The sequence below is a fragment of the Leucobacter viscericola genome, assembly GCF_011299575.1.
Lineage (GTDB): Bacteria > Actinomycetota > Actinomycetes > Actinomycetales > Microbacteriaceae > Leucobacter > Leucobacter viscericola.
In genome coordinates this window covers 198770-223404 of the sequence record NZ_CP049863.1, presented here as the reverse complement: position 1 = coordinate 223404, position 24635 = coordinate 198770, and the positions used below count along the sequence as shown (strand labels likewise).

Below are 24635 nucleotides of genomic sequence, written 5' to 3'. Positions count from 1 at the left end.
AAAAGAACTATGCGCATTGTTGTTGCTCTGGGCGGAAACGCCCTCGCAAGACGCGGCGAGCCAATGACCGCGGAACGCCTCCGCGCAAACGTGCGGTCTACCTGCCAGGCACTGGCCGGGCTAGCTGACAAGAATGAACTCGTCATTACACACGGCAACGGCCCCCAGGTAGGTCTGCTCGCGTTGCAGAATCTCGCTTACCAGGATGTGGCGGCATACCCGCTCGACATCCTCGGCGCCGAAACCCAGGGCATGATCGGTTACGTGGTGCAGCAGGAACTCTCGAACGCGCTCGGTGGCGCGCGCGAGGTTGCCGCAATCATCACGACCACGGTTGTTGACGAGAATGATCCCGCGTTTGAGCACCCAACTAAGCTCATCGGGCCGACCTATTCGGCCGAGGATGCAGCAGAGGCCGCGGCCGAATACCGCTGGACAATCGCGAAGGACGGCAAAGCGTTTCGCCGGGTCGTGCCGTCTCCACAGCCGATTTCTATTCAGCAGGCACCGCTGATCAAATCACTACTCAAGGGTGGCACCCTCGTCGTTTGCGCCGGTGGTGGTGGTGTACCAGTGCGTGTCGACCAGACGGGCGCGCTGCAGGCGGGTGTGCAGGCGGTTGTCGATAAGGACCTCGCAAGTGCCGCGCTGGCGGCGGACCTCAGCGCTGACACTCTCATCATGCTGACCGATGGTGAGTACGTGAGCGAAAACTGGGGAACACCCGAGCAGCGTGACATCCTCACCGCCTCGGCCGATGCGATCTCCGAGCTGAAGTTTGCCGAGGGCTCGATGCAGCCCAAGGTTGACGCCGCGATTCGGGTTGCGCGAGCGGGCGGGCGGGCCCTCATCGGGCCGCTTGATCGGCTCGACGACCTGCTCGCACGCAACATCGGAACCGAGATTCGGCCCGATGTTAAGGGTGGGATCGTCTACGTGAAGAAGTAATTGGGGCCCAACGGTCTATTTACGTCCCTCCTGGGGAGCTGGGCACAACCCAGCTCCCCAGGAGGGACGTACCATTAGCGACGCATCAGTGACGTTTACTGCCACTTTCCGCGAACACAAAACCTCAGAATTCTAAGATATTTAATATGACGATACATAACCCGGTCTCAACCGGCACCACCACAGTCGAGAACGTCCCGGGACGCACTCCTGGTCGAATCGCATGGATCAGCGGGGCCGTTGCTGGCGTGTTCTCACTTCTAGCCACGTCCCTCGGTTACACGAGAGCCATGCTTTCTGCCACTGGTGAGGATCTCTCTGCGCTCGGCGGACTCGGGATCTTCAGTGCGGTGCTCACGGTCGTGATGGTGCTCGCCGCGATTGTTGCACTCACCGCCGGAATCTTCAGTGCGGTCCGCTCCCGGTCGAGAAATACCGGGGCTGGTATCGGTATTGGGCTCGGCGCTTTCCTCTTATTGTCGATGGCTCTCGGGGCAATCTTTAGTTTCCTGCTCAGGACGGTTGGTTAGTGACCGACTCGATTGGGCCGCGGGGAATCTTCTTGATGAAGCGCGCCCAACGCGGGCCGAAGTGGGTTCCAACGCTAGCTCGATTCGTCCTCTGGACCTCTGTGGTTATGGTTGGGTTCTCATTCATGATTACCAATGGTGGCTACAGACAGCGTCCCGAGTCTTTCGCTCTGAGGCGTGGTGAGGCCACGGGGTATTTCTTTGAGATGCTTGGCGCGATGTTGTCGGGGCGGGCACCTCTCAGCGCGACACTCTTGTTCTATGTAGCGCTTGTAATAGCCGCCTGTGCATTCGCCGCACTGCTGTACTCGCTGTGGCCGCCCGAGGCCCCTAACGCAACTCAAGATAAGTACGACGTAAGCGAACTCACCTGGGACACCAGCTCGCGCGATTTCAAAGATCTGTCCCGGTACACAAAACTGGAACGACTCTCGCTCAGCAACACTGAGATCACGAATCTCAAGGCACTTATTCCGATGACGGAGCTTAGGGTGCTGGACATATCCGGCACTCGCGTGGCAGACCTTTCCCCACTGTCGGAACTGGAGAACCTGACTGAGCTCCGAGCTTACGAAACGCAAGTGGTGGATCTCGCGCCGCTTTCAAGGCTCAAGAATCTGCGCGTGCTGCTGCTGGACAGCACTCTGATTACGGACTTAGCTCCGCTGCAGGGCCTCCCTCAGCTCACCGAACTGGGGATCTCCGAGACGAAAGTGTCGGATCTTGGACCGCTGTCGACGCTCACAGAGTTAACCGAGCTGAACGCCGACAACACTGGCGTGAGCGATATCAGTCCTCTCGGGAGTCTTCACCGTCTGAAGCGCCTCTATTTGTCAGACACACAGGTGGCGCAGGTTGCGCCGCTGCGGGGAATCTCAGAGCTGAAGCTGCTCAATCTAACAAATACCCCCGTTACAGACGAAGGGTTGTTGGCGGATCGCAAGAACCTCAAGATCATCAGGACGAGTTAGCCTCACTTGACAGGCCAGCGTCTCTGACCTGAAAGCAAACACGGTATGCCAAAGCCCGCCCCCAACCAAGTAGGGGCGGGCTTTGTGCTTGATCCTGAAGCCTAACTGCAGCCTAGATCTTTAACAGGGACTAACTTCACTCAACCGTGAAGACCTTCCACAAATGCAGTAAAAGTCGACGCAATACGGGTGAGCTTCTTTCTCACCATCGCATCGGCTTGTGTTGCCGTCAAACCCAGTTCACTCATCAGAATGTCTTTGTCACCCGCATTCTCGTGATTCCAGAACACCACCGCTGGATTAGCGTCGTCACCGCCATAATCAAAGCAAATGAGGTTTCCCGCAGGATCAAAAGCAATCGGTATTGCACCCGCGGGCAAGGCTGCTTTGTGGTCGTTGAATACATCGAGAACGAACTCTTCGCTTTCGCGGTCAAAAGACAACAGCGTTCCGAAAACCTTCTGTTCTCCCGTTTCTAGCTCGAAGAGATCCGGTTCTGCACTGGCTCCGTTGTTCTTACGAATGCACGTGACGTAGTCGCTCGGCAGTTCAACACCCAATTCTTGTTGAATTGCGGCGATCTCTTCCAGGGTCACATCCCTGTCTGCAAACTGCCACACGACTTCGTTCACTTCATCCTCCCCAGAAATACGGGCAATCGTGTGCCTCACTTCGTCATCCAACTCCTGCTTCCGAGCGGCGGAAAGCGCTGGGCTAGTCACCCACCCCAGCGCTCTCAACCGCTCGAAAAGTCCGTTAGGAACCTATTTCAATTCATTCTCTCTTATAGGGAGTCAGGCTCTGCGGTTCCGACGACGGACCACAAACGCACCGGCTCCTAGCACTGCGAGCGCGAGCCCACCGAGCATGAGCGTCCAGGTCCCGGCAGCACCGGTAATTGCCAGCGTCCCGGCCTGCGAATCCTCAGGGATCGGAGGAACTTCGCCACAGGCCTTGTCAGAGATGGTTTTCCCATTCGCAACAAGCTCTGCGGTGTTCAGGAAACCGCTTCCTGCTTCACCCTTTTCCACGACGCAATCTCGCTCACTCGCGGTGATTTTGGTTGCGGCGGTCGCCTTCACCGTCACCAGGTAGGTGTGGGTTTCTCCGCCCGACAGGGCGACGTCACTCACGATGTTTTGGTTACCCTGGCCATCGAAGTCGGAGTTTACGTGAGCCTGGCTTGCACCGTCGCGCTTCACGGAAACGCTGTTAATCGTGATGTCGCCACCGAACTTGAGCTTGTCGCTCAGGTCGTAGGTGGTGTCGGCCGTGCCCTCGTTTGTTACGTCGAGCGCGTAGGCCAGTGTCGTGTTGTGGTTCTTGTCCAGCTCTGGTGTGCCCAGAAGCTTCTTGTCGAGCACAACGTTCACGTTTCGATCGATCACAAGACCGGCGTCTAGGGTGAGATCCTCAGCATCACTTCCAAGAGTAAAGCTCTTCGTCTCACCGGTTACCTTGTCAGCATCCGAGTCCACCGAAGTATCGTCTCCAACACTCTGTTCGGTGAACGTCGTGTTCGAGCTGAGAGCGTTCGGATCAAACACCACGCGGTATTCACCAGAGGCGAGGCCTTCGAACAGGTAGTGACCGTTGCTGTCTGTCTTCGTCTGAAGGTCGACAGCATTGCCATCAACATCAGTGCCAATCAGCCGCACCGGAAAGTCCGATACGCCAGGTTCACCCGCGGTCTGGAGTCCATCTTTATTCGTGTCCTCCCAGACGTAGTCACCGACGGTTGAGCCAATGACATCGACCGTACGCGCGGCGGGGCCAACTCCCTGGCTCACGCCATCAGCGCGGCCAGAGGTGATGTTGCGGTAGTGGTCGCCAACCGCATTGTTGATTGGCGTCATGGCAATATCCACCTGGAACTCTTGGTCAGGAGTAAATTCCCCGGACCGCAGGAACCGCAGGCCCGTGACCTCACTCTTGTTCTGCGGGCAATCGGCAGCGCTTCCAGAACCGGAAACTACCTTGCCGCCAACTGCATCACACCAGACCGTAGCGCCGGCACTTTCGTTGCTCGAGGCCGAAGGATCCGAATCTAGATCTGCGACAGCCTGTTTGGTGTAGAGAACGTTGATGTTGTCGCCAGCAGCCGGAGTTGCCGAGTCGAACCGAAGCTGACCATTGAACTTGTTCCCGTTCTCACCGTTCGCGGGGAGCACGTCAATCGCGTCCACATTCGACACCGTGGAGCTTGAGTCCAGGTTTGCAAACTGCACAGACCAGGTCATCGTGCGCGGCTTGGTGACTCCCTCGGGGTTCACCTCAATGATCGGTTTATCGACACCCTTCGCGATCTTGATTCCCGTCGGTGAGAGGATCTGGATCTGCACAGAGTCTGACCTGGAGGAGACTGGCCCTGTGTCTGCCGGCGAAGCAACAACAACGTCATTTGCGTAGGTGCCGTTCCTGGCTGTCGACAAGATATCTGTTGACACGATCACTGGGTCAATCGCTGCACCCACAGTGCGCATGCCCAGATCCCAGTGCACATACTGGCGGTCATCAGCACACTTCAACCCAGCGTCCGCTGGAGAGCCCATCTGAACCAGGTCAGGAGTAATTGCGGCGCCAGCCTGTTCAGATTTCTTAAACACCTGATGCAGCGGCAAGCAGTCTTCCATCGTGACGGGGTACTGAACATCTGATGCCGGAACCGCAGCGGTAAGCGAGGGGTTCAGGCGATACTCCACCGAGCTCCCAGCTTTATAGAGCGGCACCGCAGTGTCAGTGAACTCTCCGGTTTCGGGGTTCTTCACATACTTAGCGACCCGAACGATCGCATTGCCCGGAATCAACCTATCGCCGGTGCTTCCCTTGTGCGTTGCAGGATCATACTCCGATGGCACTGAAACGTGGTCTGGGTCGGCAATCGCTTCTTTCGCGGTCTTGATTCCATCTGCCCGAATCTGAGACGCCCAGTTTCCGATTTCGTCGCTGCTACCGTTATCCAGCACCACCTGCCCAATGGACATGTAGAGGTAGGTGGCACCGTAGGTAGTTCCTTCCGGCCACTCGGTGTTGTAGGTGACGCGCACACGGTTAACGCCTTCCCAGGTGGTTCGTCCGTCTGCATCAGTGTTCACCTTCGCACCGGGAACATCACTGGGGTCGGCAAACCAGGTTCCCTGAGAGCAGTCAGAACCGTCTCCGGCCCCTGAAGGACCTGAGCTGTACTCAATCTTCAGATTTTTTACTCCTGAAGTGGCGCTTCCCACGGCCGCGGCACCGCGCGACGTGTACTGCTCCAGGTATCCCGATACATAAACTGGCTTGCCATTGCTCGGGTACAGTGTCTGGTCGTATCCATGCCAATCCTGTTTGGCAGCAAGTGCCAGGCGGCTTGGATCCCAAACGTCACAGGAAACACTGGTCTTGGAGTATTCAGTTCCCGAGCCAGCGGGGCCGGTTGCTGATACTGCGAGAACACTCTGCACGGACTGACCCGGCATCACAACCGTGTTGCCATCTTGCTTTTTTGCGGATCCGGGGAGGCCCTCGTAGAGGTACGAATCAGAAAAGTCATACGCAGGCGTATTGCCCGGGGTTCCCCAAATGCCCGCGAAGAACTTATTCAAGCCGAAGCCGTTTTGAATGCGAATCATCGCGTCGCGATCGTTGTTTTCGACCTTCTCGCCGATGTTTGCCTGACCATCAATGCCGGTCATCTCAAATTTGTTGAATTCGTTGTGCGTTGCAATGGTGTAGGGCGAGCTCTTACCACCAAACTCAAGCACTGCCGCCTGGGGCACTGCCACTCGAATCTCGTAGCTGAACAGGTAGGCGCGATCCGCACTCAGTTGCGTTCCGCTCCCGCTCGTCGTCGGGAACGTGTAGGCGCTCGTGTCCGCATTGGTGATTGTAATCTGAGCGGGATCTCCAGGGGCATCCTGGGTGCAATCCACCGAGCCGGAATCTCGAACGGAATTCGCTGCGTTCGCGTACGAACCCTGGCCAGCTTTACTGTAAGGGACTGACAACTTCAACGAGCTGTTGGCCACGATCGGAGTGCACACTTCGAGCATTGGAGCGTAAGCAGCGCGGGCTGCGCTCTCTGAACCTGCTTTTGCGACCATCTGAGACCAAACGGTGTCCCCGAAGAACGACGCCGGAGACAGGTCATCCTGGAACCGAATGGGATTGCCAAGTGGCGTTACTCCCTTCCCGCCCTGGGGTGCAGTAATCGTCATTGGATAGAACACTGAGACACATGCCTTGGTGCTGTCGCTTGGGCACGCCCCGGTCGACTGACCCAAAGGTCCCTGGTTCGCAGCAGTCGCCTCACCACGCTTTGATACGTCGAACTGCGGGGCCGCTGAAACCGTCTGCGACAGAGGGGGAGTCGCTACCGGGTCCGTTGCTTGATCTGATGCGGCAGTAAACACCACGTCATCCATGACAGTGCCGTTTGGCACCTCCGGGCGCACCTTGGACACAAAGCTGTAGTCAAGCGCACTCGCTACCTCGCCCTTTCCAAGGTTGCAGGTCACCTGCTGTACCGGCAGCGATTCCCATGAGGAAGAAGTGAGAGGCACCGCCGGGGCAGGGATTGAGTCGCTACTGGGGGAAACCGACGAGCCTGCGAGACAGAATGGCGGCAAGACTGCAAGCGTCTGACCTCGTGGAAGACTGAACTTCAGTTGGCTGTTTGTCTGATCCTCACCGTGATAACGAACACCCACCGTATAGGTCACCGTGTCGTTGGTTCGCACGATATTTCCCGGATCATCATCACCCGGGTCGTCACCAGCAGCGGTACTTCCCGGGGTAAACGGGGCCGTGCCAGTTTTCTGCGCGACTGTCATAGTAATGCTAGCGTCGCCCGCTGCCGCCGCTAGCGGTGCAGCGTCAGCAGCATCCTTCGCCGGTGTGTCCTGTGCGCCTGAGTCGTTTGAGGATTGACTCGCACTATCAGTTGCGACTTCGGGCGAAACAGGCTCGTCCGCAATTGCGGGTGGAGACAGCAACAGGCTCAACAGGAGCGAAGATAGGACGCCAGCCCCAACGCCCCTCTTGAGAACCTTACTTGAAGAGAACATTCATATCCTTCTTGTTCGTGTTGATGCGATACATTTTGCGTTCTTCGAGAGGATCAACAATCTTCCCGAGTACGTGAGCATTCAAAGTTGAGCCCACTCGGATGAAATGAAGATGGGACCCGCAGCACGAGGGGATACGGCTGCTGGTCCCATCTGAGTGCCCACGCTGTGCTGGTTGCTTCGCAGGGGGAGAAGCAGCAACGACATGAGCTGAAACCATGGCATCAGAGGCATGGTCACCCTTGTAAATAAGTCTTTTCAGAGCGATCAATATTGCCGCCCGATCCCAGACTCATTCGAACGAAATCAATGGTACGTCGCGAGGCTTGCGTTGCAATGTTCAGTGGCGGATTCTGCGAGCACCTGTCGTTTATTGCGACCTTCGGCCAGGTTTACCCTCTTGCGAGTCGTGTCGAGTCGTGTCCGTCAGCTACGACAATGGCCCCTCGTCGGAAGTATCTAACGACGAGAGGCCAAAGTTGTAGTGCGAGCGTGAGCTAGTGAGACAGGCGGCGCCTCGCAATGAAGAGCATTGCCCCTCCAGCGAGTAGCCCCAGTGCGCCGCTCGCGAGCCAACCGAAGACCGGGTCGGCACCCGTAACTGCTAGGGTTTGCGGCGCTGAACCCGGCTTCACGACCGGAGCTTCCTGGGTAACCGGAGCCTTCGGCGTATCAGCGGGATCCGCAGCCGCCGTAATGACGAGCTTCACCTCAAGAACCGCGTCTGGGGCGGTGCCGTTTGAAGCGGTCAGCGTGAACGTGTAGGTTCCGGGCGCGGTCGGAGTGCCCGAGAGCACTCCGTCAGTCGACAGGGTGAGCCCGTCAGGAAGCGCGCCGGCGGTAACCGAAACCGTAGGCATAGGGGGGCCACTCACGTCGAACGAGTATGAATAGTCCGAGCCCACAACGCCGGCCGTTGGAGACCCCGAAAGCAACGGCGCTGCAGCAGCTTCGGTAGCCGTATACGGAACGGTTCCGCTGAAGTTTGAAGTGGATGGTCCAACCGTTACCTTTTGCGACCAGACCAGTGTCCCGTCACCCGCAACAGACCAGGTGACTGCACCGCCCGCTACAGAGCCGGCTCCGTTTCCAACTGTCAACGGCGCCACTGACCCATCAAGTATGGTGACTGTCGGAACTGCGCTGGGAACCCCAACGATTGCCGCCTGAGCGGGGAGAGTCTGACCTACCAGATAGACACTCTGCAGCGTCTCGAGGCCAGCCAAAGGCGAGATATCAGCAACGTGATTGTCCCCGATTTCAATCGTCGATATGACCGGAAGCGCGGCCAGCGGCGACACATCCGAAACATCGTTGTGGGTTAACTCAAGAAAACGCAGTTTACTCAGCCCTGACAGCGGCGACAGGTCCGTGACCTTGTTCACATACAGGTCAAGCCAGTCGAGATTACGAAGACCTGCCAGGGGAGACAGGTCCGTGATTCCATTACCACCAAGCGTGAGCGTGACGAGCGTATCTAGACCGGCGAGTGGAGTGAGGTCTGGGGCGTGGTTCCCGTCGAGATACAGGTACTTGATGTTCGTCAGTCCGGTCAGCGAAGACAGATCCGTGATCTGGTTAAAAACCAGGTCCAAGCTGGATAGGTTCGTCAAACCGGCCACGGGTGATGCATCCACGATTTGATTGTGGTCAAGTTCGAGGACGGTGAGGTTAGTGAGGCCAGCCAGGGGCGAGATGTCAGCGAGTTCGTTATTGCCAAGATTGAGGCCGGTGATGCTTTTGGCAAACTGCAGCGGAGTGACATCATCAATGCCTCCTTCTGCACAATCAAGCGTCCCGGTCAGCGAATTGAGTTGCTCCTCAGTAATTGGGTCGAGCACCGGAGCACCCAGTGCCTTCGCGACACAGGCCTTCAGCCCAGCGTCAGCAAAGCTCACTTCATCATTGGGGGCGGCTTGGGCAGCCGTCGTGCCCCCAATCACACCGACACTCAGCACAGCAACCGCAAGGGCCGCCGAGGCAAATGTTCTCAATGGTTTCAACTGCATACCTTCCATAATCTTCATTCGCTGCCCCTAGTAGGTGCAGTAGTCGCTAATCCTGTCGAAGGATTCCTGCATGGTCTCGCTACCATCAAGCTCAGGATGACTGGACTCGTATTCCGCAAAGTTGGTGGTAGCTGGAACCGTTTTGAGCTTTTCGTTCATCTGGTTAAACGTGTCCATGACAACGTCCCAGTCATCGTTCATTTCGCTCGGAGGATCGACGCTGTCAGCGGCGGGCTCTGCCGCATCGATTGCCTTGATGACGTCACCAACGGTTGAATCCTTGTCTGACGCAACCGCGGTTATGGGATCAAGAACCTCAACCAGTTGCTGGCAGAATTCGGTCTTGCTGGTCGAGGCTGGCGGTGTTCCGGCCTCAGGCATGGGGTCTGCCTTGGAGAGTGCATTAATCCCGAAAGCAATGAGCACTGCGCTCAAAATCACCAGGATCCCCGCGGCGATGAACGCGGCAATGGACCAGCCTTTGGCTGCCGAGGCGCTACTTCGAGCGGCGGGATCGGCGGCCGCGTATTCGCGTCGAGCTCGAATGGACTTCATGAGAGCCACGAGCCCCAGGGGCCAGCACAAAATGATGGCGATGATCGACATGACCCGATAATCTCGGCGTGGCGTACCCTGATCCACGATTGACGGCTGCTGCGGTTGCGACATACGGTTCTTCTCTTTACTCACTATTTCGGTGGGGGAGTGACCCCAAAATAGAAGAGCGTAATTCACCTCGCAGGAAACGAGACATCGCTGTCGTGTATTGCCACCCAGGCTGCGGATTCTGAGAGCCCAGGGGTGCCGCGAGCATGAATCCGCGTAGATGCAGTCGCATTTTACGCCGCCGTCAAAGGCTCGAGAACGATGATTCCCGGTGCCATCTCGGCTGACAATAGATCCATAACTCTCCTGATGAGCAGCATGTTTATTCCACGCTCAATATTTGAGAGCCATCCCAGATGCCGAAAGAACAGTCTCAGTTTCCGCCACAGAGCTACTCCCAAATTGGTTCGGCCGTCAACCCGCACGGAACAATCGAGAACAGTGAAGGCTTTGATCGCGCCTTCTTTGTCCTTGACATTGCAGTTGTGGCCGCGTCTGTGAGGCCCGCTTCGGCCGCGCCACTACGCAGCAGAGCCGACAGCCAGCTTGTTCGAGCGACTGCGCTTGTTTACCCGCCAGATAGGCGCCAGATCACCACCAAGAAAGGCAATTAACCCCCATGAAGTTCAATAAGATCGCGAAGTCCGTCGCTACAGTAGTGGCCACGGGAGCGCTTCTTTTCGGAACCGCCGCAGGTGCTTCCGCTGTGTCAACAACCTATACCGCATCGGTAAACAGTTACTACAGCGCTCAAGCCCGAGCATCCTTTTCGAACATCCCACTGTTTGGTTCGCGCACAGCCACTTTAACCGCCCACGACAACTATCGCGATGGTGAAAGCGCGCTTGCGACCCTGCAGAAGTGGTCCGGCGGCCGTTGGGTTGAGGTTCGCAGAGTAGTCGCCACCGGCGGCGCGAAGACAAGCCGGTCAATTGCGGTCCCGCTGCAGGCAACCGGCACGAAGCTCCGGCTTGTGTCTTGTGTGATAAATATGTCTGCTGCCCCCAGCAAGCGCGTCGGGCACGCGTGCGGCACAAAAGTTTTCTACGCACGTCGCTAAGAACACAGGGGAGGGGTGGGGCATTCGAGCTTCGCCCCTCCCCTAGACGCGGCCGCAACCGTAGAGTTGGGCTCCTTGATGGGCAGAAATGCGAGATCTCGGTATCGTACGCACAACAAAAAAGAGCCCGACCAAAGGTCAGGCTCTTGCTCGTGCGCGATACTGGGATCGAACCAGCGCAGGAATTTCAAGGCAAACGCGCCAGCGTTTGCAATTCCTGCGAGGTCGCTGCGTGAGATCCCGGTATCGTGCGCGCAACAAAAAAGACCCGGCGAAAGCCGGGTCTTGTCGTGCGCGATACTGGGATCGAACCAGCGCAGGAATTTCAAGGCAAACGCGCCAGCGTTTGCAATTCCTGCGAGGTCACTGCGTGAGATCCCAGTATCGTGCGCACAACAAAAAAAGACCCGGCAAAAGCCGGGTCTTGTTGTGCGCGATACTGGGATCGAACCAGTGACCTCTTCCGTGTCAGGGAAGCGCGCTACCGCTGCGCCAATCGCGCCAATGAAGGCTATTTAGTTGTAGAGAGGTGGCGACGGGATTCGAACCCGTGTATACGGCTTTGCAGGCCGCTGCCTCGCCTCTCGGCCACGCCACCGCAGTGATTTGCACCACATCATGGCTCGGCGAACCGATCCATTCGAGCGGATGACGAGACTCGAACTCGCGACCCTAACCTTGGCAAGGTTATGCGCTACCAACTGCGCTACATCCGCTTGTGCACGTTTCCGTGTACTCAAATGACTATAGGGGACTTGCCTGGACCTCGCAAATTCAGCGCGGATGTTCGGGCGTGCCGCCCCTGTTTGACTCAGTTTCCCTGTAACAATTTGAACCAAGAGCTTATTTTGACACCACGGAAAGCGCTTCATGGATACTGTGGAGTGATGGGGACGGAGCTACGCAGAGGCGCCAAGCGGGCGTTGCGTGTGTCTATCTTTCTCATTGTTGTTATCGCGCTTATTGTCGCGTTTGCGCACAGGCAAGACATTCAAGATCACTTCAGCGCTTCCAGCTTTAATCCGTCACCGCGCACTGTCCAGGTCATGAATTCACTTCAGCTCACCTCGACCGGCGAGCGCGTCTTTCTCGCCTCGCACCCCACGGTTGATGGCAGCCAGAAATTCAATGAGCAGTGTGCGAACGTTGATCACTCCGAAGAGGGCCACGTGCTCGGGTGCTTTACGGGCGAGCGCATTCACCTGTTTGACGTAACCGACAAGCGGGTAAGCGGGATCGTCGAGGTCACTGCCGCTCACGAGCTGCTTCACGCAGCGTATTCGCGACTGAGTGACGGCGACCGCACCGCCCTGTCAGAGAAGTTGCTCAACGAGTACGACGTGATGAGCACCAATAACCCCGAGCTTGTCGATCGCATGAGCGTCTACAAGAACCTCTCGGACTCGGCGTTTGCGAACGAGCTGAACTCCGTGTTGGGCACCGAGGTGCGAGACCTACCCACTTGGCTCAACAACCACTACGCAACCTGGTTCAAGGACCGCGGCGCTCTCGTCGACGATTTTGACTCGTACCACTCGGTCTTTATCGGGCTTCAGGATCGCGCCGAGAATCTGCAGAGCGAGATGTCTTCACTGCGGGCAGACGTTGAACAGCGAAATCTGAACTACGACGCGGCAGTCAAGAAGTTCAATGACGATGCGGCGGAGTTTCGCGCCCGCAACGAACGGTTTGAGTTCTCCGACAACCCGGATGAGTTCGATCGCATCCGCGCGGAACTATCAGAACGACGCTCTGCGCTGCAGGCAACTCTCACAGACCTGCAGGCGGACATCGATCACTACAACGAGCTGCGCAAACAGCTGCAAGAACTGGGCCAGGTCAGCACGGAACTCGCGGGCAAGCTCAATAGCGACCTCGCTCCGGTAACGACTCGCCCGGAAGAATAAGCGCAGTTCACGAACAAGAGAAACGACGGCTTCCATGACTCAGGCATCGTCACTACCGCAGCGGATCATCGCGCGCCTTCTTAGACTCCGCCTCGTGCGCGCATACTTGCTCTACAGCGAGAACCGCGGCCCGATGCTGGCCGACAGCATCACCTACCGCGCGCTCTTCAGCGTGTTCGCCGCACTACTTCTTGGTTTTTCGCTCGCCGCGCTGTGGCTCGGCAATAACCCCGAGGCGTTTCGGGCCCTGGGGATTCCCTCGACTCGGTTGTTCCCGGCATATCCGACATCGTCGACCCGAGCGAAATCAAGGCACCCACCGGCTTTACGATCTTGGGGGTGGTCTCACTCCTTGGTCTCGTCGGAGCCGCTATCAGCGCTATCGGTAGCCTGCGTGCTGCCCTGCGGATCCTCACCGGCGAACTGACCGACTCGAGCTTTTTTCTCTGGGTGATGCTGAAGAACCTGCTGGTGGCCGTTGCTTTCGGTGGGTTGCTTGTGGCCGCAACTCTGGGCAGTGCCCTCGGCTCGCTGTGGATTCCCGCGGTGACCAACTGGCTGGGACTCACCGGCACGGGGTTTGGCGCAGTTCTCACGCGCATCTTCGCAATCATCATCATCTTTGTCATCGATACGCTGGCGATCGCGCTCGTCTTCCGCCTGCTCTCGGGAGTCAAAGCACCCGCGAGAGCACTCTGGAGGGGTGCGATGCTCGGCGGAGTGGGGCTCGTCGTGTTGCAGGAGCTCTCCGGTTTGTTTGTGAGAGGCGCGAGTTCGAACCCGCTATTGGCTTCGTTTGCGGCCCTCATTGCGCTCTTGATCTGGTTCAATCTGTCGGCGCAGGTTCTTTTGCTCGCAAGCAGTTACATCATCACGGCAACAGCGGAATCGCATGACCGAGTGCGCGAGGTGTTCGGAGCCAGCACACTCGCCCAGCGCCGTCGGCAACGCGCCGAAAACGCCGTCGCTGCGGCAACAAACGAGCTCCGCCACGCCCAGGAAGCAGAGAAGAAAGAACGTGCAAACGGCGGTTAGTGCGCTTCGAAACCCCACACGGATCGCGTGTCGCGTGCCACCAGATTTTAAGTGCGCACTGAATCCGTGTAGGATCATTTCGGTTAGCGCAGGTGGCGAATCGAAAGAATCTGAACCGGCGCAAGCGGGCGATTGGCGCAGTTGGTAGCGCGCTTCCTTCACACGGAAGAGGTCATCGGTTCGAGTCCGGTATCGCCCACCACATGACTGATTTCATCTGGAGCCTCCTCGTCATAGCCCATCTTGTGTTGGCGCTTTTTGCGGTGATGTCGATGAGCAAGGTTTCTTCCTCGATGACCGCATTGCGGGCAGGTCGCTGGACCGTTCTCATCGTTCTCCTGCCCATCATCGGGAGTGTGCTGTGGCTCTGGATCGGCAAACGCCGCGTTTTGCGTGAGCGCGCGGAAGATTCCACCACCTCAACCCAGTAGGATCGTTACGTCGTAACCCTGAACGCGGCTGTTTTCGATGCAACGCCTAAAAGCAGTACCGAGGCTCCGCGTTCACTCGCATTGAAGGAGTGTGCCACGTGGCAGACGGATTCTCCCTGTTCACCGACCGTTCGATTGTCGCCATGCGCGTCAACGGCGAGCTGCGCGATCTCGCCGCAGAGGTGACGGACACAGACACCGTCGAGCCGGTCGCAATCGACTCCGCAGACGGCCTCAGCATCCTGCGCCACTCCGCAGCCCACGTGCTCGCGCAGGCCGTGCAGCAGATCAACCCCGACACAAAGCTCGGGATCGGCCCGCCAATCACCGATGGTTTCTACTACGACTTTGATCCGGCCGAACCCTTCACGCCCGAAGACCTGAAGGCGATTTCCGCCCAGATGCAGAAGATCGTGAAGCAGGGTCAGCGCTTCATTCGCCGCGTCGTCACGGAAGACGAAGCCCGCGCCGAACTCGCAAACGAGCCCTACAAGCTCGAGCTCATCGGCCTTAAGGGCGGCAACACCGGCGACGACAACGAGAGCGTCGAGGTCGGCGGCGCCGAACTCACGATCTACGACAACGTCGACCCGAAGACCGGCGAGGTCTGCTGGAAGGATCTCTGCCGCGGCCCGCACGTTCCCAACACTCGTATGCTCGGCAACGGTTGGGCACTCATGCGTAGCGCCGGTGCCTACTGGCGCGGCAGCGAGGCGAACCCGATGCTGCAGCGCATCTACGGCACCGCGTGGCCCACCAAAGACGAGCTGCGCGCGTACCAGACCCGCCTCGAAGAGGCCGCGAAGCGCGACCACCGCAAGCTCGGCGTCGAGATGGACCTCTTCAGCTTCCCCGACGAGATTGGCTCCGGCCTCGCCGTGTTCCACCCTCGCGGCGGCATTATTCGCCACGAGATCGAGTCGTACATGCGCGACGAGCTGCTCAAGAACGGCTACGAGGTCGTCAACAGCCCGCACATCACCAAGGGCACACTCTTCGAGACCAGCCAACACCTGAACTGGTACAAAGACGGCATGTTCCCGGCGATGCACCTCGATGAGGTTGTCGACGCCGACGGCAACGTGACGAAGCAGGGCCAGGATTACTACCTGAAGCCCATGAACTGCCCGTTCCACAACCTGATCTTCCGCTCGCGCGCCCGCAGCTACCGCGAGCTCCCGCTGCGCCTCGCCGAGTTCGGCACGGTCTACCGCTACGAAAAGAGCGGCACGCTCTCCGGCCTCACTCGCGTGCGCGGCCTGACCCAGGACGACGCCCACATCTACGTCACCGACGAGCAGGTCAAAGACGAGGTCAAGCGCCAGCTCGAATTCGTCTTCGCGACGCTGCGCGCGTACGGCCTGAACGACTTCTACCTCGAGCTCTCGACCCGGGATCCCGAGAAGTCAGTTGGCACCGAAGAGCAGTGGGAGGTCGCGACCGAGACTCTGCGCCAGGTCGGCGAAGAGTCCGGTCTTGAACTTGTTGCCGATCCCGGTGGCGCCGCCTTCTACGGCCCCAAGATCTCGGTTCAGGCCCGCGATGCGATTGGTCGCACCTGGCAGCTCTCGACCGTGCAGCTCGACTTCAACCAGCCCGAGCTGTTCGAACTTGAGTACGCGGCCGCCGACGGTACACGCAAGCAGCCGGTCATGATCCACCGCGCTCTGCTCGGTTCCGTCGAGCGGTTCTTCGCGATCCTGCTTGAGCACTACGCGGGTGCATTCCCCGTGTGGCTTTCGCCCGTGCAGGTCGTCGGGATCCCCGTTGCCGAGCACTACGGCGAGTACCTGGACGAGGTCATCGCGCAGCTGCGCGCCCGCGGGGTGCGCGCCGAGGTCGACCACAGCGACGATCGTATGCCGAAGAAGATCCGCAATCACACGAAGGCCAAGGTGCCGTTCCAGCTGATTGCGGGCGAAGAAGATCGCGAGGCGGGTGCCGTGAGCTTCCGCTTCCGCGACGGCACGCAGCTCAACGGTGTGCCGGTAGCCGAGGCAGTCGAGCGGATCGTGAAGTCGATCGAAACGCACGAGCAGGTGTCGACGGCGTGGACGGAGTAGAAGACCTCAGCACGACTGCAGCCGTCGGTGATCCCGACGACATGCAGCGGCTGTGGGTGCCGCACCGCATGGTGTACGTCGCGGATCATCGCCAACCCGATCACAGCGACTGCCCGTTTTGTGAGGCGCCAAAACGCAGTGACGAGGATGCGCTCATCGTTGCTCGCGGCAAAACCGCCTACGTGCTGCTGAACCTTTTTCCATACAACAACGGCCACATGCTCGTGTGCCCGTATCGTCACGTCTCGCTGTACGACGACGCGACGGATGAAGAGGTCGCGGAGATCGCGGCACTCACCCAGACAGCGATGCGCGTGGCCCGCGAGGTCATGGGCTGCCAGGGCTTCAACATCGGCATGAACCAGGGCGCCATTGCTGGCGCGGGCGTTGCCTCGCACCTGCACCAGCACATCGTGCCGCGCTGGTCGTCAGACGCAAACTTCTTCCCGATTATCGCGAAGACGAAGGCTCTGCCGCAGCTGCTCGGCGACGTGCGCGCATCGCTCGCGGCTGCCTGGCCGCACCCCTAACGCAACTCGCCGTACGGCATTCAACGCAAGCTCCGAGGAGCTCGCCTCTAGACTCGACTCAGCGAACAACACACTTTAGAAAAGGGGAAGCTCCCGTGTCAGGACACTCCAAGTGGGCAACGACCAAGCACAAAAAGGCGATTATCGACAGCCGCCGTGCCAAGGCGTTTGCCAAGTACATCAAGAACATTGAGGTTGCAGCCCGCATCGGCGGCGCCGACCTCTCGGGTAACCCGACTCTCGCCGATGCTGTGCACAAGGCAAAGAAGAACTCGGTTCCCGGTGACAACATCGACCGCGCGATTAAGCGTGGCGCTGGCCTCGACGGCGACGCCGTTGAGTACCTCAACATCATGTACGAGGCATACGGCCCGAACGGTGTCGCCCTCATGGTCGAGTGTCTGACCGACAACAAGAACCGCGCCGCGGCCGAGGTGCGCACCGCGCTCAACCGCAACGGTGGCACACTCGCCGATCCCGGTAGCGTTGCCTACAACTTTGCTCGTAAGGGTGTCATCACCGTTCCCGCCGAGGGCACCACCGAAGACGACGTGCTTAACGCCGTGCTCGACGCTGGCGCTGAAGAGGTCAATCCGACTCCGAACGGCGAAGCCTTCGAAGTGATTACGGAAGCGTCAGATCTGGTCGCCGCCCGTACCGCACTCGTCGAGGCTGGAATTGACTACGACGCGGCCGACGCCGAGTTTGTGCCCAACCTCAAGGTTGAGATCGACGCAGCAACCGCTCGTAAGGTCTTCAGCATCATCGATGCCCTCGAAGACAGCGACGACGTGCAGAACGTGTACTCGAACTTCGACCTCACCCCAGAGGTCCAGGCCGAACTCGCTACCGACGAGTAGCCTTTCCCGATGCGCATCATCGGGATCGATCCCGGCCTCACCCGTCTTGGGGTCGGGATCGTCACCTCTGAAACCGGGAGGCGCGTCACCTTCGAACACGTCGAGGTGCTGCGCAGCTCGGCTTCGGCGAGCACTCCCGAGCGCCTGCTGATCCTGGGCTCTGCCCTGCAGCGCCTATTCGACGGCGAAAAACCCGACGGCATCGCACTCGAGCGTGTGTTCGCCCAGCAAAACCTGCCGAGTGTGATGGGCGTCGCCCAGATCAGTGGGGTCGTCATGTTCCTCGCTGAACAGCGGGGGATTCCCGTCGCGCTGTATACCCCCAACGAGGTCAAGTCTCAGGTCACCGGTTACGGCGCCGCCGACAAGGCCCAGGTGACCACCATGGTGACGAGGCTTTTGGGTCTCGCAGCGCCGCCCAAACCTGCGGACGCCGCAGATGCCTTGGCACTCGCCATCACCCACGCCTGGCACCTGGGCAGGGGAGGATCTGCGGATCGTCTCGGGCGAGGAGCCGCTCCCGCCGCCGAAACCCCAGCCCAGCGCGCCTGGCGCGAGGCGGAACAAAAGTCGGGCGCCCGGCGCGGGCCTCGCAACTAACTGCGAGATACTGGCTTCATGCCCCTGTACCGCGAAGAAGGTGTGGTGATCCGCACCCATAAATTGGGTGAAGCGGATCGCATCGTCACCATGCTCACGCGCGGGCGTGGACTGCTTCGAGCTGTAGCAAAGGGTGTGCGGCGCACATCTTCAAAGTTCGGTGCCCGCCTCGAGCCGTTTATGGTCGCCGACATTCAGTGCTACGAGGGCCGCACACTCGACACGATTACGCAGGCATCAACACTCGGAGCCTACGGCCCCAACATCAGCGCCGATTACGACCGCTATCGCGCGGGCAGCGTGATCGTCGAGACCGCTGAGCGCATCGCCGAGGGCGGCCCCTCGCGAGAACAGTACGCACTGCTCGTCGGCGCCCTTCGCACGCTCGCGGCGGCAAAGATTCCGGCGGAGCTCGTGCGCGACGGGTATCTGCTCAGAGCCATGGGCCTCGCGGGGTGGACCCCCGGCTTCGACGCGTGCGTGCGCTGCGGCGCGCCCGGCCCGCACACCATCGTCGCGGTGCAGCTCGGTGGGGTCGTGTGCGAAAACTGCCGCCAAGCAGGATCGCCGAGGCTCGACCCCGGCAGCATTCGTTTACTCGCGGCGTTGCTCGCGGGGGACTGGGACACCGCGAGCGAATCGACCGAGAGGGAGCGCGGGCAGGCAGCGGGCATCGCTGCCGCCCACACGCAGTGGCACCTCGAACGCGGGCTGCGCTCGTTTAGCTCACGGCACAGCAGCTCACCTCGGGCTTAAGCCAGCCTGACGGGCATAAACTGGCACGCATGCGCACTGCTCCCACCTCCCTGGTGCCCGTCGATTGGACCGGCGAGCAACCACCCCGATTCGCCGCCACAGCCCCGGGCCACGTCGCCATCGTGATGGACGGCAACGGACGGTGGGCGAACCGCCGCGGCCTCTCCCGGGTTGAGGGTCACCGCATGGGGGAGCAGGCTCTGCTCGATGTTGTCGCGGGCGCGATCCAGGCTGGCGTCAAGCACCTCAGCGTCTACGCGTTCTCGACCGAGAACTGGCGGCGATCCCCAGACGAGGTGCGCTTCCTCATGGGGTTCAACCGCGACGTGCTGCGCCGCCGCCGCGAACAGCTTGACGCGTGGAACGTACGCATGCGCTGGGCCGGTCGCCGGCCGCGGCTGTGGGGGTCGGTCATCAATGAGCTGCAGACCTCTGAGCGAGTGACGGCGGGCAACACCGGCCTCACCCTCACCATGTGTGTCAACTACGGCGGTCGCAATGAGATCACGGACGCCATGCGTCGCATCGCCGAGGAGGTTCGTGCGGGCAGGCTCTCGCCGAGCGGAATCACAGAGCGCACGATCGAGCGCCACCTGTACGTACCCGAACTGCCCGATGTAGACCTGTTTCTGCGCAGCTCCGGTGAGCAACGCACCAGCAACTTTATGCTCTGGCAGTCCGCCTACGCCGAGATGGTCTTCCTCGACACCCTCTGGCCCGACTTCGGGCGAACCGAACTGTGGCGCGCGATCCAGATCTACCAGGATCGCGACCGCCGTTTTGGGGAGCGGTCGACGTGCCAGGTGCCGGATCCTGAACCACTCCGGCCCCGCGCAGTATGACCGGGAGGTTCATCTGCGAGAATGGTCCGGATATGAACTCGCAAACTCCCGCTGCTACCGACCTCGGCGTTGACGACCGCCTCAAGATCGGGCCGCTTTCCCTTGACGTGCCAGTTGTGCTGGCACCCATGGCAGGCATTACGAACACTGCTTTCCGTCGACTGTGCCGCGAGTACGGTGCGGGCCTCTATGTCTCCGAGATGATCACGAGCCGCGCGCTGGTCGAGCGCACACCGGGATCCCTCCGACTCATTAAGCACCACGAGAGCGAAACGCCCCGCTCCATCCAGCTCTACGGCGTCGACCCCAAAACGGTCTCCGAGGCCGTCAAGTTTCTTGTGGATCAAGACCTCGCCGACCACATCGATCTGAACTTCGGCTGCCCTGTTCCCAAGGTGACTCGAAAGGGTGGCGGATCCGCACTGCCCTGGAAGAGCGACCTGTTCCGCGCGATCGTTGAGGGTGCGGTAAAGGCGGCGGGTGAGATTCCACTCACCATCAAGATGCGCAAGGGCATCGACGCGGATCACCTCACCTATCTGGACGCCGCCAAGGCAGCAGAGGGTGCCGGCGTCGCCGCAATCGCGCTTCACGGCCGCACCGCAAATGAGTTCTACTCGGGCGAGGCAGACTGGACCTCCATCGCCACGCTCAAGGAAACGATCACGAGTGTGCCGATTCTCGGCAACGGCGACATCTGGTCGGCTGAAGACGCGATCCGCATGGTGCGCGAGACCGGCTGCGACGGAGTGGTTGTTGGCCGAGGTTGCCTGGGCCGTCCGTGGCTGTTCGGCGACCTCGCCGCTGCCTTCCGCGCCGAGCGCGGGGACATCACCTGGGAAGAGGCAGAAGCCGCCATCGCAAAACCCCCGCTCGGCTTTGTGATGCAGGCGATGCGCCGCCACACGGAACTGCTCGTTGAGTTCTTTGACGGTGACGAGGGCCATGCGTGCCGCGATATTCGCAAGCACGTCGCCTGGTACTACAAGGGCTACGGGGTCGGCGGCGACACTAGGCGCGCACTGGCCACAGTCGAGTCAATCGACCACATGGACGAGATTTTCAGCACGATGGACGGATCGATGCCGTACCCCGGCGAGGGCGCTGAAGGTCCTCGCGGACGCGCTGGCAGCCCGAAGCGGCCGATTCTGCCGCAGGGGTGGCTTGAGAGCCGCACGAGCGACAGCATCGATTTCTCTGAGCTCGCCGAGGCAGAGCGAGACGATTCCGGTGGTTGAGGTATTGACGCCCGCGCTGCAGTTGCCCGCGGGATACGAGGCCGAAGACGCCGAGCGAGTTGTGCCAGAGCAGCACAGCAGCATCCGCAGTGATTTCGCGCGGGATCGCGCTCGTGTGCTTCACTCAAGCGGTTGGCGCAGGCTGGCCGCGAAAACGCAGGTGCTAAGCCCCACCGCCGGCATTGACTTCGCGCGCAACCGGCTGACCCACTCGCTTGAGGTCGCGCAGATCGGCCGCGAGCTGGCAGTGTCGCTCGGCCTCGCCCAAGACGTTGTCGACACCGCGTGCCTCGCGCACGACCTCGGCCACCCGCCCTTCGGGCACAACGGCGAGAAGGCGCTCAACGAGTGGGCCGCCGACGCTGGAGGTTTCGAGGGCAATGCCCAGACGCTGCGGTTGTTGACCCGCCTCGAGCCAAAGCGCTTTGCGCCCGACGGCACCAGCATTGGTCTCAATCTCACCCGCGCCACACTCGACGCGAGTTGCAAGTATCCGTGGAGCCTCTCCGAGGCCCCCGCGGGCAGCGGCAAGTTCGGGTTCTTCGCCGACGACGAGCCAGTCTTTCGCTGGTTGCGCGAGAGCGCTCCGGCTCGTGTGAAGTGCGCGGAAGCCCAGGCGATGGATCTGGCCGACGACGTTGCCTACTCGGTTCATGACTTCGAGGACGCGGTTGTCAGCGAGTTCATCGATCCCGAAATTCTGACCTCTCGCTCTGGCCACAGCTCGCTCATTGAGGCGGTTTCAGAGTGGGCCGGTGGCTCATACACAACGGACGAACTCGGAGCCGCCTACGACCGCATCGCTGAATCGTCGAACTGGCTGGTTCGCTGGGACGGATCGCGACGACACCAGGCGCAGCTCAAGAATTTCACGAGCGACATGATTGGACGGTTCGCGCGCGCGGCCATTCACGACACGCTTGAGGCGGCAGACGGATCCCCGTTGACCCGCTACGGCGCGAGCATTGTGGTGCCACGTGAGGTACGCGCCGAGATTGCCGTGCTCAAGGGCATCGTTGCCGCGTTTGTCATGGCCAGTGGCCGCCGCCAACCGACCTACCGCAGGCAGCGCGACCTGCTTCTTGAGCTGCTCGAGGTGCTGTGGGAATCGGACGGCAACGAGTTGGAGCCAGCCTTCGCAGATGACTACCGGGCGGCTCGGAACGATGCCGAGGCGAAGCGCGCCGTCGTAGATCAGGTGGCCTCACTCACCGATCAGTCCGCGATCGCCTGGTACAAACGCCTGTGCGACGTGCCACTGGTCTGATTCTGATCCTCAGAACTTTCGGTCGTAGCGGTAGATGAACGCCGCCATCGCTCCGCGGGTCACGGGATAGGTCGGGCGGAACACTCCACCCGCGTAGCCCGTTGTAATGCCCGTCGAGTTCAGCCAGCTGATCTCTTTGTAGAAGGGGGCGGATCGCCGCACATCTGAAAAGCGCGCTTTGGCCGGGGCTGTGTACTTTGGAGACCCCGCAAACCTGTAGAAGAACGCGGCCATCGCCTGCCTCGAAATCGAGTCGCCCGGCCTGAAGGTGCCGTCTTTATAGCCGGTCGTTATGCCCTTTGAGTTCAACCAGGTGATCTGCTTGTAGAACTTGTATCCCTTTGGAACGTCCCTGAAGGGGGAGCGCGCGGGCGGGTTATATTTCGGGCTCCCGGCGTAGCGGTAGAGGAAGGCGGCCATCGCTTCCCGCGAGACCGAGTCGTTGGGCCGGTACGTGCCGTCCGCGAACCCGGTCGAGTAGCCCTTCACGAGCATCCAGTTAATCTCGGTGAAGAACTTGTGCGAGGTTGGAACGTCCCAGGCCAGCACGCGCTGACGGTAGCTCGCTATTGTGGCCGCCATCTCGTTCAGAGCTCGCGCTCCGTTTCGATACGCGGGTTCTCCCGATGCGACCCCTGTTCCCAGGTAATTGATCCAGGGGTTTGAGTACTGCAAACGAACGGGGCAGGTGTCGACTCCACCGCTCCAGCACTCGTATCCCATAATGTCTCGAGCCACCCCGGGGGTGGCACTGCCGTGACTGTACGGGAAAACGGGAGGCGCGGCTGCGGGAACCTCGGGATTGTGCGACAGCCCCAGGCTGTGCCCGAGTTCGTGGGCGAGCGTGAACTTGCGGTAGCAGTAGGGGGCGGTCGCGGTGACGCTGTAGGCGCCACTTTCACGTGCGCCGTATACGGAGGTTGGCCGCCCGGCGACACCGCACGCGTTCGTTGCGTTTGGCACGATCATGGTCACGAGATCCGCGCCGATCGCGTCACGCTCAGCTTTCAACCGCCACAGGTCACCCGCGCCATTTCTGAGATTGTCGACGTCGGTCACAATGTTGTTCCAGCTCTGAGTGTAATTGACGTAGCTAATCTTCATGACTCTCACTCGCAGCGTCACACCCGAGTTCAAGAGGGCCTGATTCATGAAGGCTATTTGGCTGGCAATGTAGCTCTCGACCGCACCCACACTCTGGAAGTTGTTGGCGAAGCCAACCAAAACATCGATGGTGGTGAGCCCCTGCGCCGCACTCGCGGACGCTTCCTTTGCGGTATCGGGTTCTGCAGCGCTCAGTTCTTCACTAGCGCTAATGTCTTCCTGCGTCGGAGCTTCGGCTTCGGGCTCGGTCATCTTTTGCGCGGGCTCGTAGGCAAGATTCGTCTCTTCAATGCTGTAGGTATTGTCTTTGTTCTCGTCAGGTTTGATGATCACCGAGGGGTTCGACGTTTCTTGAACACCGCCAAACAGTTCATACCCCGTGGCGCCAGGCACAAACGATAGGGTGACCGAGCCAGTGCCACCCTCAGGCGTTGTCGCCTGTCCCAGTACCTCAACATCGGGGGATTGAGTAGAAGCACCCTCCGGTTTTGTCAGCGCCACCTCTTGCACTGCCACCTGCATCTGGCGTCCGTCAAAAAGCTGCAGGGCGAAGTTGCTCGCGGAAGGGACGACGACTCGCTCATCACCTGGATCCTGCGCGAGTACATCTGGCGATACCAGCTGGCCCAACGCTACATCCGCGTCCAGTGGTGAGACTCGTGAACGGCTCACGTCTGAGGGTGGGAGAGCGTCTGGCGCGACACTGGGTGCCTTTGTGGAACCGGTCGGTGGAATCGCCTGCGCAGTCTCTGTCGGTGGCACTGCGTCATCGACAAACCAAACATCCCCCGTTGACTCAGCGTTGGCCGCTGCCGCTGGCGAGAGTACCA

At 60.1% G+C, this 24635-nt stretch carries 19 protein-coding genes and 4 tRNA genes; 15 read left to right on the top strand and 8 right to left on the bottom strand.

The genetic code is table 11. The features are described 5' to 3' along the window. Positions 1-9 precede the first annotated feature (9 nt). From G7068_RS01085 to G7068_RS01075, 3 genes are all read left to right on the top strand, one after another. Entirely contained in the window at positions 10-948 is a 939-nt protein-coding gene (locus G7068_RS01085; protein ID WP_166287661.1) for a carbamate kinase, read from the top strand. A gap of 146 nt (positions 949-1094) precedes the next feature. Then, the gene (locus G7068_RS01080) at positions 1095-1478 is read left to right on the top strand and encodes a hypothetical protein (protein WP_166287658.1); all 384 of its coding nucleotides are present in this window, start codon (positions 1095-1097) and stop codon (positions 1476-1478) included. 125 nt (positions 1479-1603) lie between these two features. Then, positions 1604-2449, top strand: coding sequence for a leucine-rich repeat domain-containing protein (locus G7068_RS01075; RefSeq protein ID WP_166287655.1), 846 nt, complete (start codon positions 1604-1606; stop codon positions 2447-2449). A gap of 140 nt (positions 2450-2589) precedes the next feature. Here G7068_RS01075 and G7068_RS01070 read toward each other — a convergent pair whose 3' ends face one another. The 7 genes from G7068_RS01070 to G7068_RS01040 form a co-directional block, all read right to left on the bottom strand. Continuing rightward, entirely contained in the window at positions 2590-3081 is a 492-nt protein-coding gene (locus tag G7068_RS01070; RefSeq protein ID WP_205881322.1) for an SMI1/KNR4 family protein, read from the bottom strand. A gap of 162 nt (positions 3082-3243) precedes the next feature. After that, entirely contained in the window at positions 3244-7263 is a 4020-nt protein-coding gene (locus G7068_RS01065; RefSeq protein ID WP_166287652.1) for an SdrD B-like domain-containing protein, read from the bottom strand. Positions 7264-7994: 731 nt separating this feature from the next. Then, on the bottom strand, positions 7995-9524 hold the full coding sequence (locus tag G7068_RS01060; protein WP_166287649.1) for a leucine-rich repeat domain-containing protein: 1530 nt from the start codon (positions 9522-9524) through the stop codon (positions 7995-7997). A 9-nt stretch (positions 9525-9533) separates the two neighbouring features. Beyond that, positions 9534-10175 (bottom strand): CD225/dispanin family protein, encoded by a 642-nt coding sequence (locus tag G7068_RS01055; RefSeq protein WP_166287646.1) that lies wholly within the window; start codon positions 10173-10175, stop codon positions 9534-9536. 1427 nt (positions 10176-11602) lie between these two features. Continuing rightward, positions 11603-11674: transfer RNA gene (locus G7068_RS01050), tRNA-Val, on the bottom strand. 25 nt (positions 11675-11699) lie between these two features. Then, positions 11700-11770: transfer RNA gene (locus tag G7068_RS01045), tRNA-Cys, on the bottom strand. A 45-nt stretch (positions 11771-11815) separates the two neighbouring features. Next, positions 11816-11888: transfer RNA gene (locus G7068_RS01040), tRNA-Gly, on the bottom strand. A 213-nt stretch (positions 11889-12101) separates the two neighbouring features. Here G7068_RS01040 and G7068_RS01035 point away from each other — a divergent pair. The 12 genes from G7068_RS01035 to G7068_RS00980 all read left to right on the top strand — a co-directional run bounded on the left by G7068_RS01035 (position 12102) and on the right by G7068_RS00980 (position 22701). Further along, positions 12102-13079: a hypothetical protein gene (locus tag G7068_RS01035; protein WP_166287643.1), complete on the top strand. Its 978-nt coding sequence runs from the start codon at positions 12102-12104 to the stop codon at positions 13077-13079. Positions 13080-13418: 339 nt separating this feature from the next. After that, entirely contained in the window at positions 13419-14114 is a 696-nt protein-coding gene (locus tag G7068_RS01030; RefSeq protein WP_244304582.1) for a YihY/virulence factor BrkB family protein, read from the top strand. A gap of 126 nt (positions 14115-14240) precedes the next feature. Beyond that, positions 14241-14316: transfer RNA gene (locus tag G7068_RS01025), tRNA-Val, on the top strand. Between the two features lies 1 nt (position 14317). Beyond that, a complete protein-coding gene (locus G7068_RS01020) occupies positions 14318-14545 on the top strand; it encodes a PLDc N-terminal domain-containing protein (protein ID WP_166287640.1) in 228 nt (75 codons plus the stop codon). Positions 14546-14643: 98 nt separating this feature from the next. Beyond that, positions 14644-16608, top strand: a complete 1965-nt coding sequence (thrS, locus tag G7068_RS01015; RefSeq protein WP_166287637.1) for a threonine--tRNA ligase — start codon at positions 14644-14646, stop codon at positions 16606-16608. Continuing rightward, the gene (locus tag G7068_RS01010) at positions 16596-17138 is read left to right on the top strand and encodes an HIT family protein (protein ID WP_425280488.1); all 543 of its coding nucleotides are present in this window, start codon (positions 16596-16598) and stop codon (positions 17136-17138) included. The genes thrS and G7068_RS01010 overlap by 13 nt, the downstream gene beginning before the upstream one ends. Before the next feature lie 95 nt (positions 17139-17233). After that, positions 17234-17998 carry a YebC/PmpR family DNA-binding transcriptional regulator gene (locus G7068_RS01005; protein ID WP_166287634.1) on the top strand — a complete coding sequence of 255 codons (765 nt, stop codon included), beginning with the start codon at positions 17234-17236 and terminating at the stop codon, positions 17996-17998. A gap of 9 nt (positions 17999-18007) precedes the next feature. Further along, complete coding sequence (gene ruvC, locus G7068_RS01000; protein ID WP_166287631.1) at positions 18008-18598, top strand: crossover junction endodeoxyribonuclease RuvC; 591 nt, start codon at positions 18008-18010, stop codon at positions 18596-18598. 18 nt (positions 18599-18616) lie between these two features. Then, complete coding sequence (recO, locus tag G7068_RS00995) at positions 18617-19354, top strand: DNA repair protein RecO (protein ID WP_166287628.1); 738 nt, start codon at positions 18617-18619, stop codon at positions 19352-19354. 29 nt (positions 19355-19383) lie between these two features. Continuing rightward, a complete protein-coding gene (locus G7068_RS00990; RefSeq protein ID WP_166287625.1) occupies positions 19384-20196 on the top strand; it encodes an isoprenyl transferase in 813 nt (270 codons plus the stop codon). Between the two features lie 32 nt (positions 20197-20228). Next, on the top strand, positions 20229-21434 hold the full coding sequence (gene dusB, locus G7068_RS00985) for a tRNA dihydrouridine synthase DusB (protein WP_166287622.1): 1206 nt from the start codon (positions 20229-20231) through the stop codon (positions 21432-21434). Continuing rightward, on the top strand, positions 21427-22701 hold the full coding sequence (locus tag G7068_RS00980; protein ID WP_244304581.1) for a deoxyguanosinetriphosphate triphosphohydrolase: 1275 nt from the start codon (positions 21427-21429) through the stop codon (positions 22699-22701). Before dusB ends, G7068_RS00980 begins: the two co-directional genes overlap by 8 nt. A gap of 9 nt (positions 22702-22710) precedes the next feature. Here the strand turns inward: G7068_RS00980 and G7068_RS00975 are convergent, their stop codons facing one another. Next, positions 22711-24477, bottom strand: a complete 1767-nt coding sequence (locus G7068_RS00975) for an S-layer homology domain-containing protein (RefSeq protein ID WP_166287618.1) — start codon at positions 24475-24477, stop codon at positions 22711-22713. Between the last annotated feature and the right edge of the window lie 158 nt (positions 24478-24635).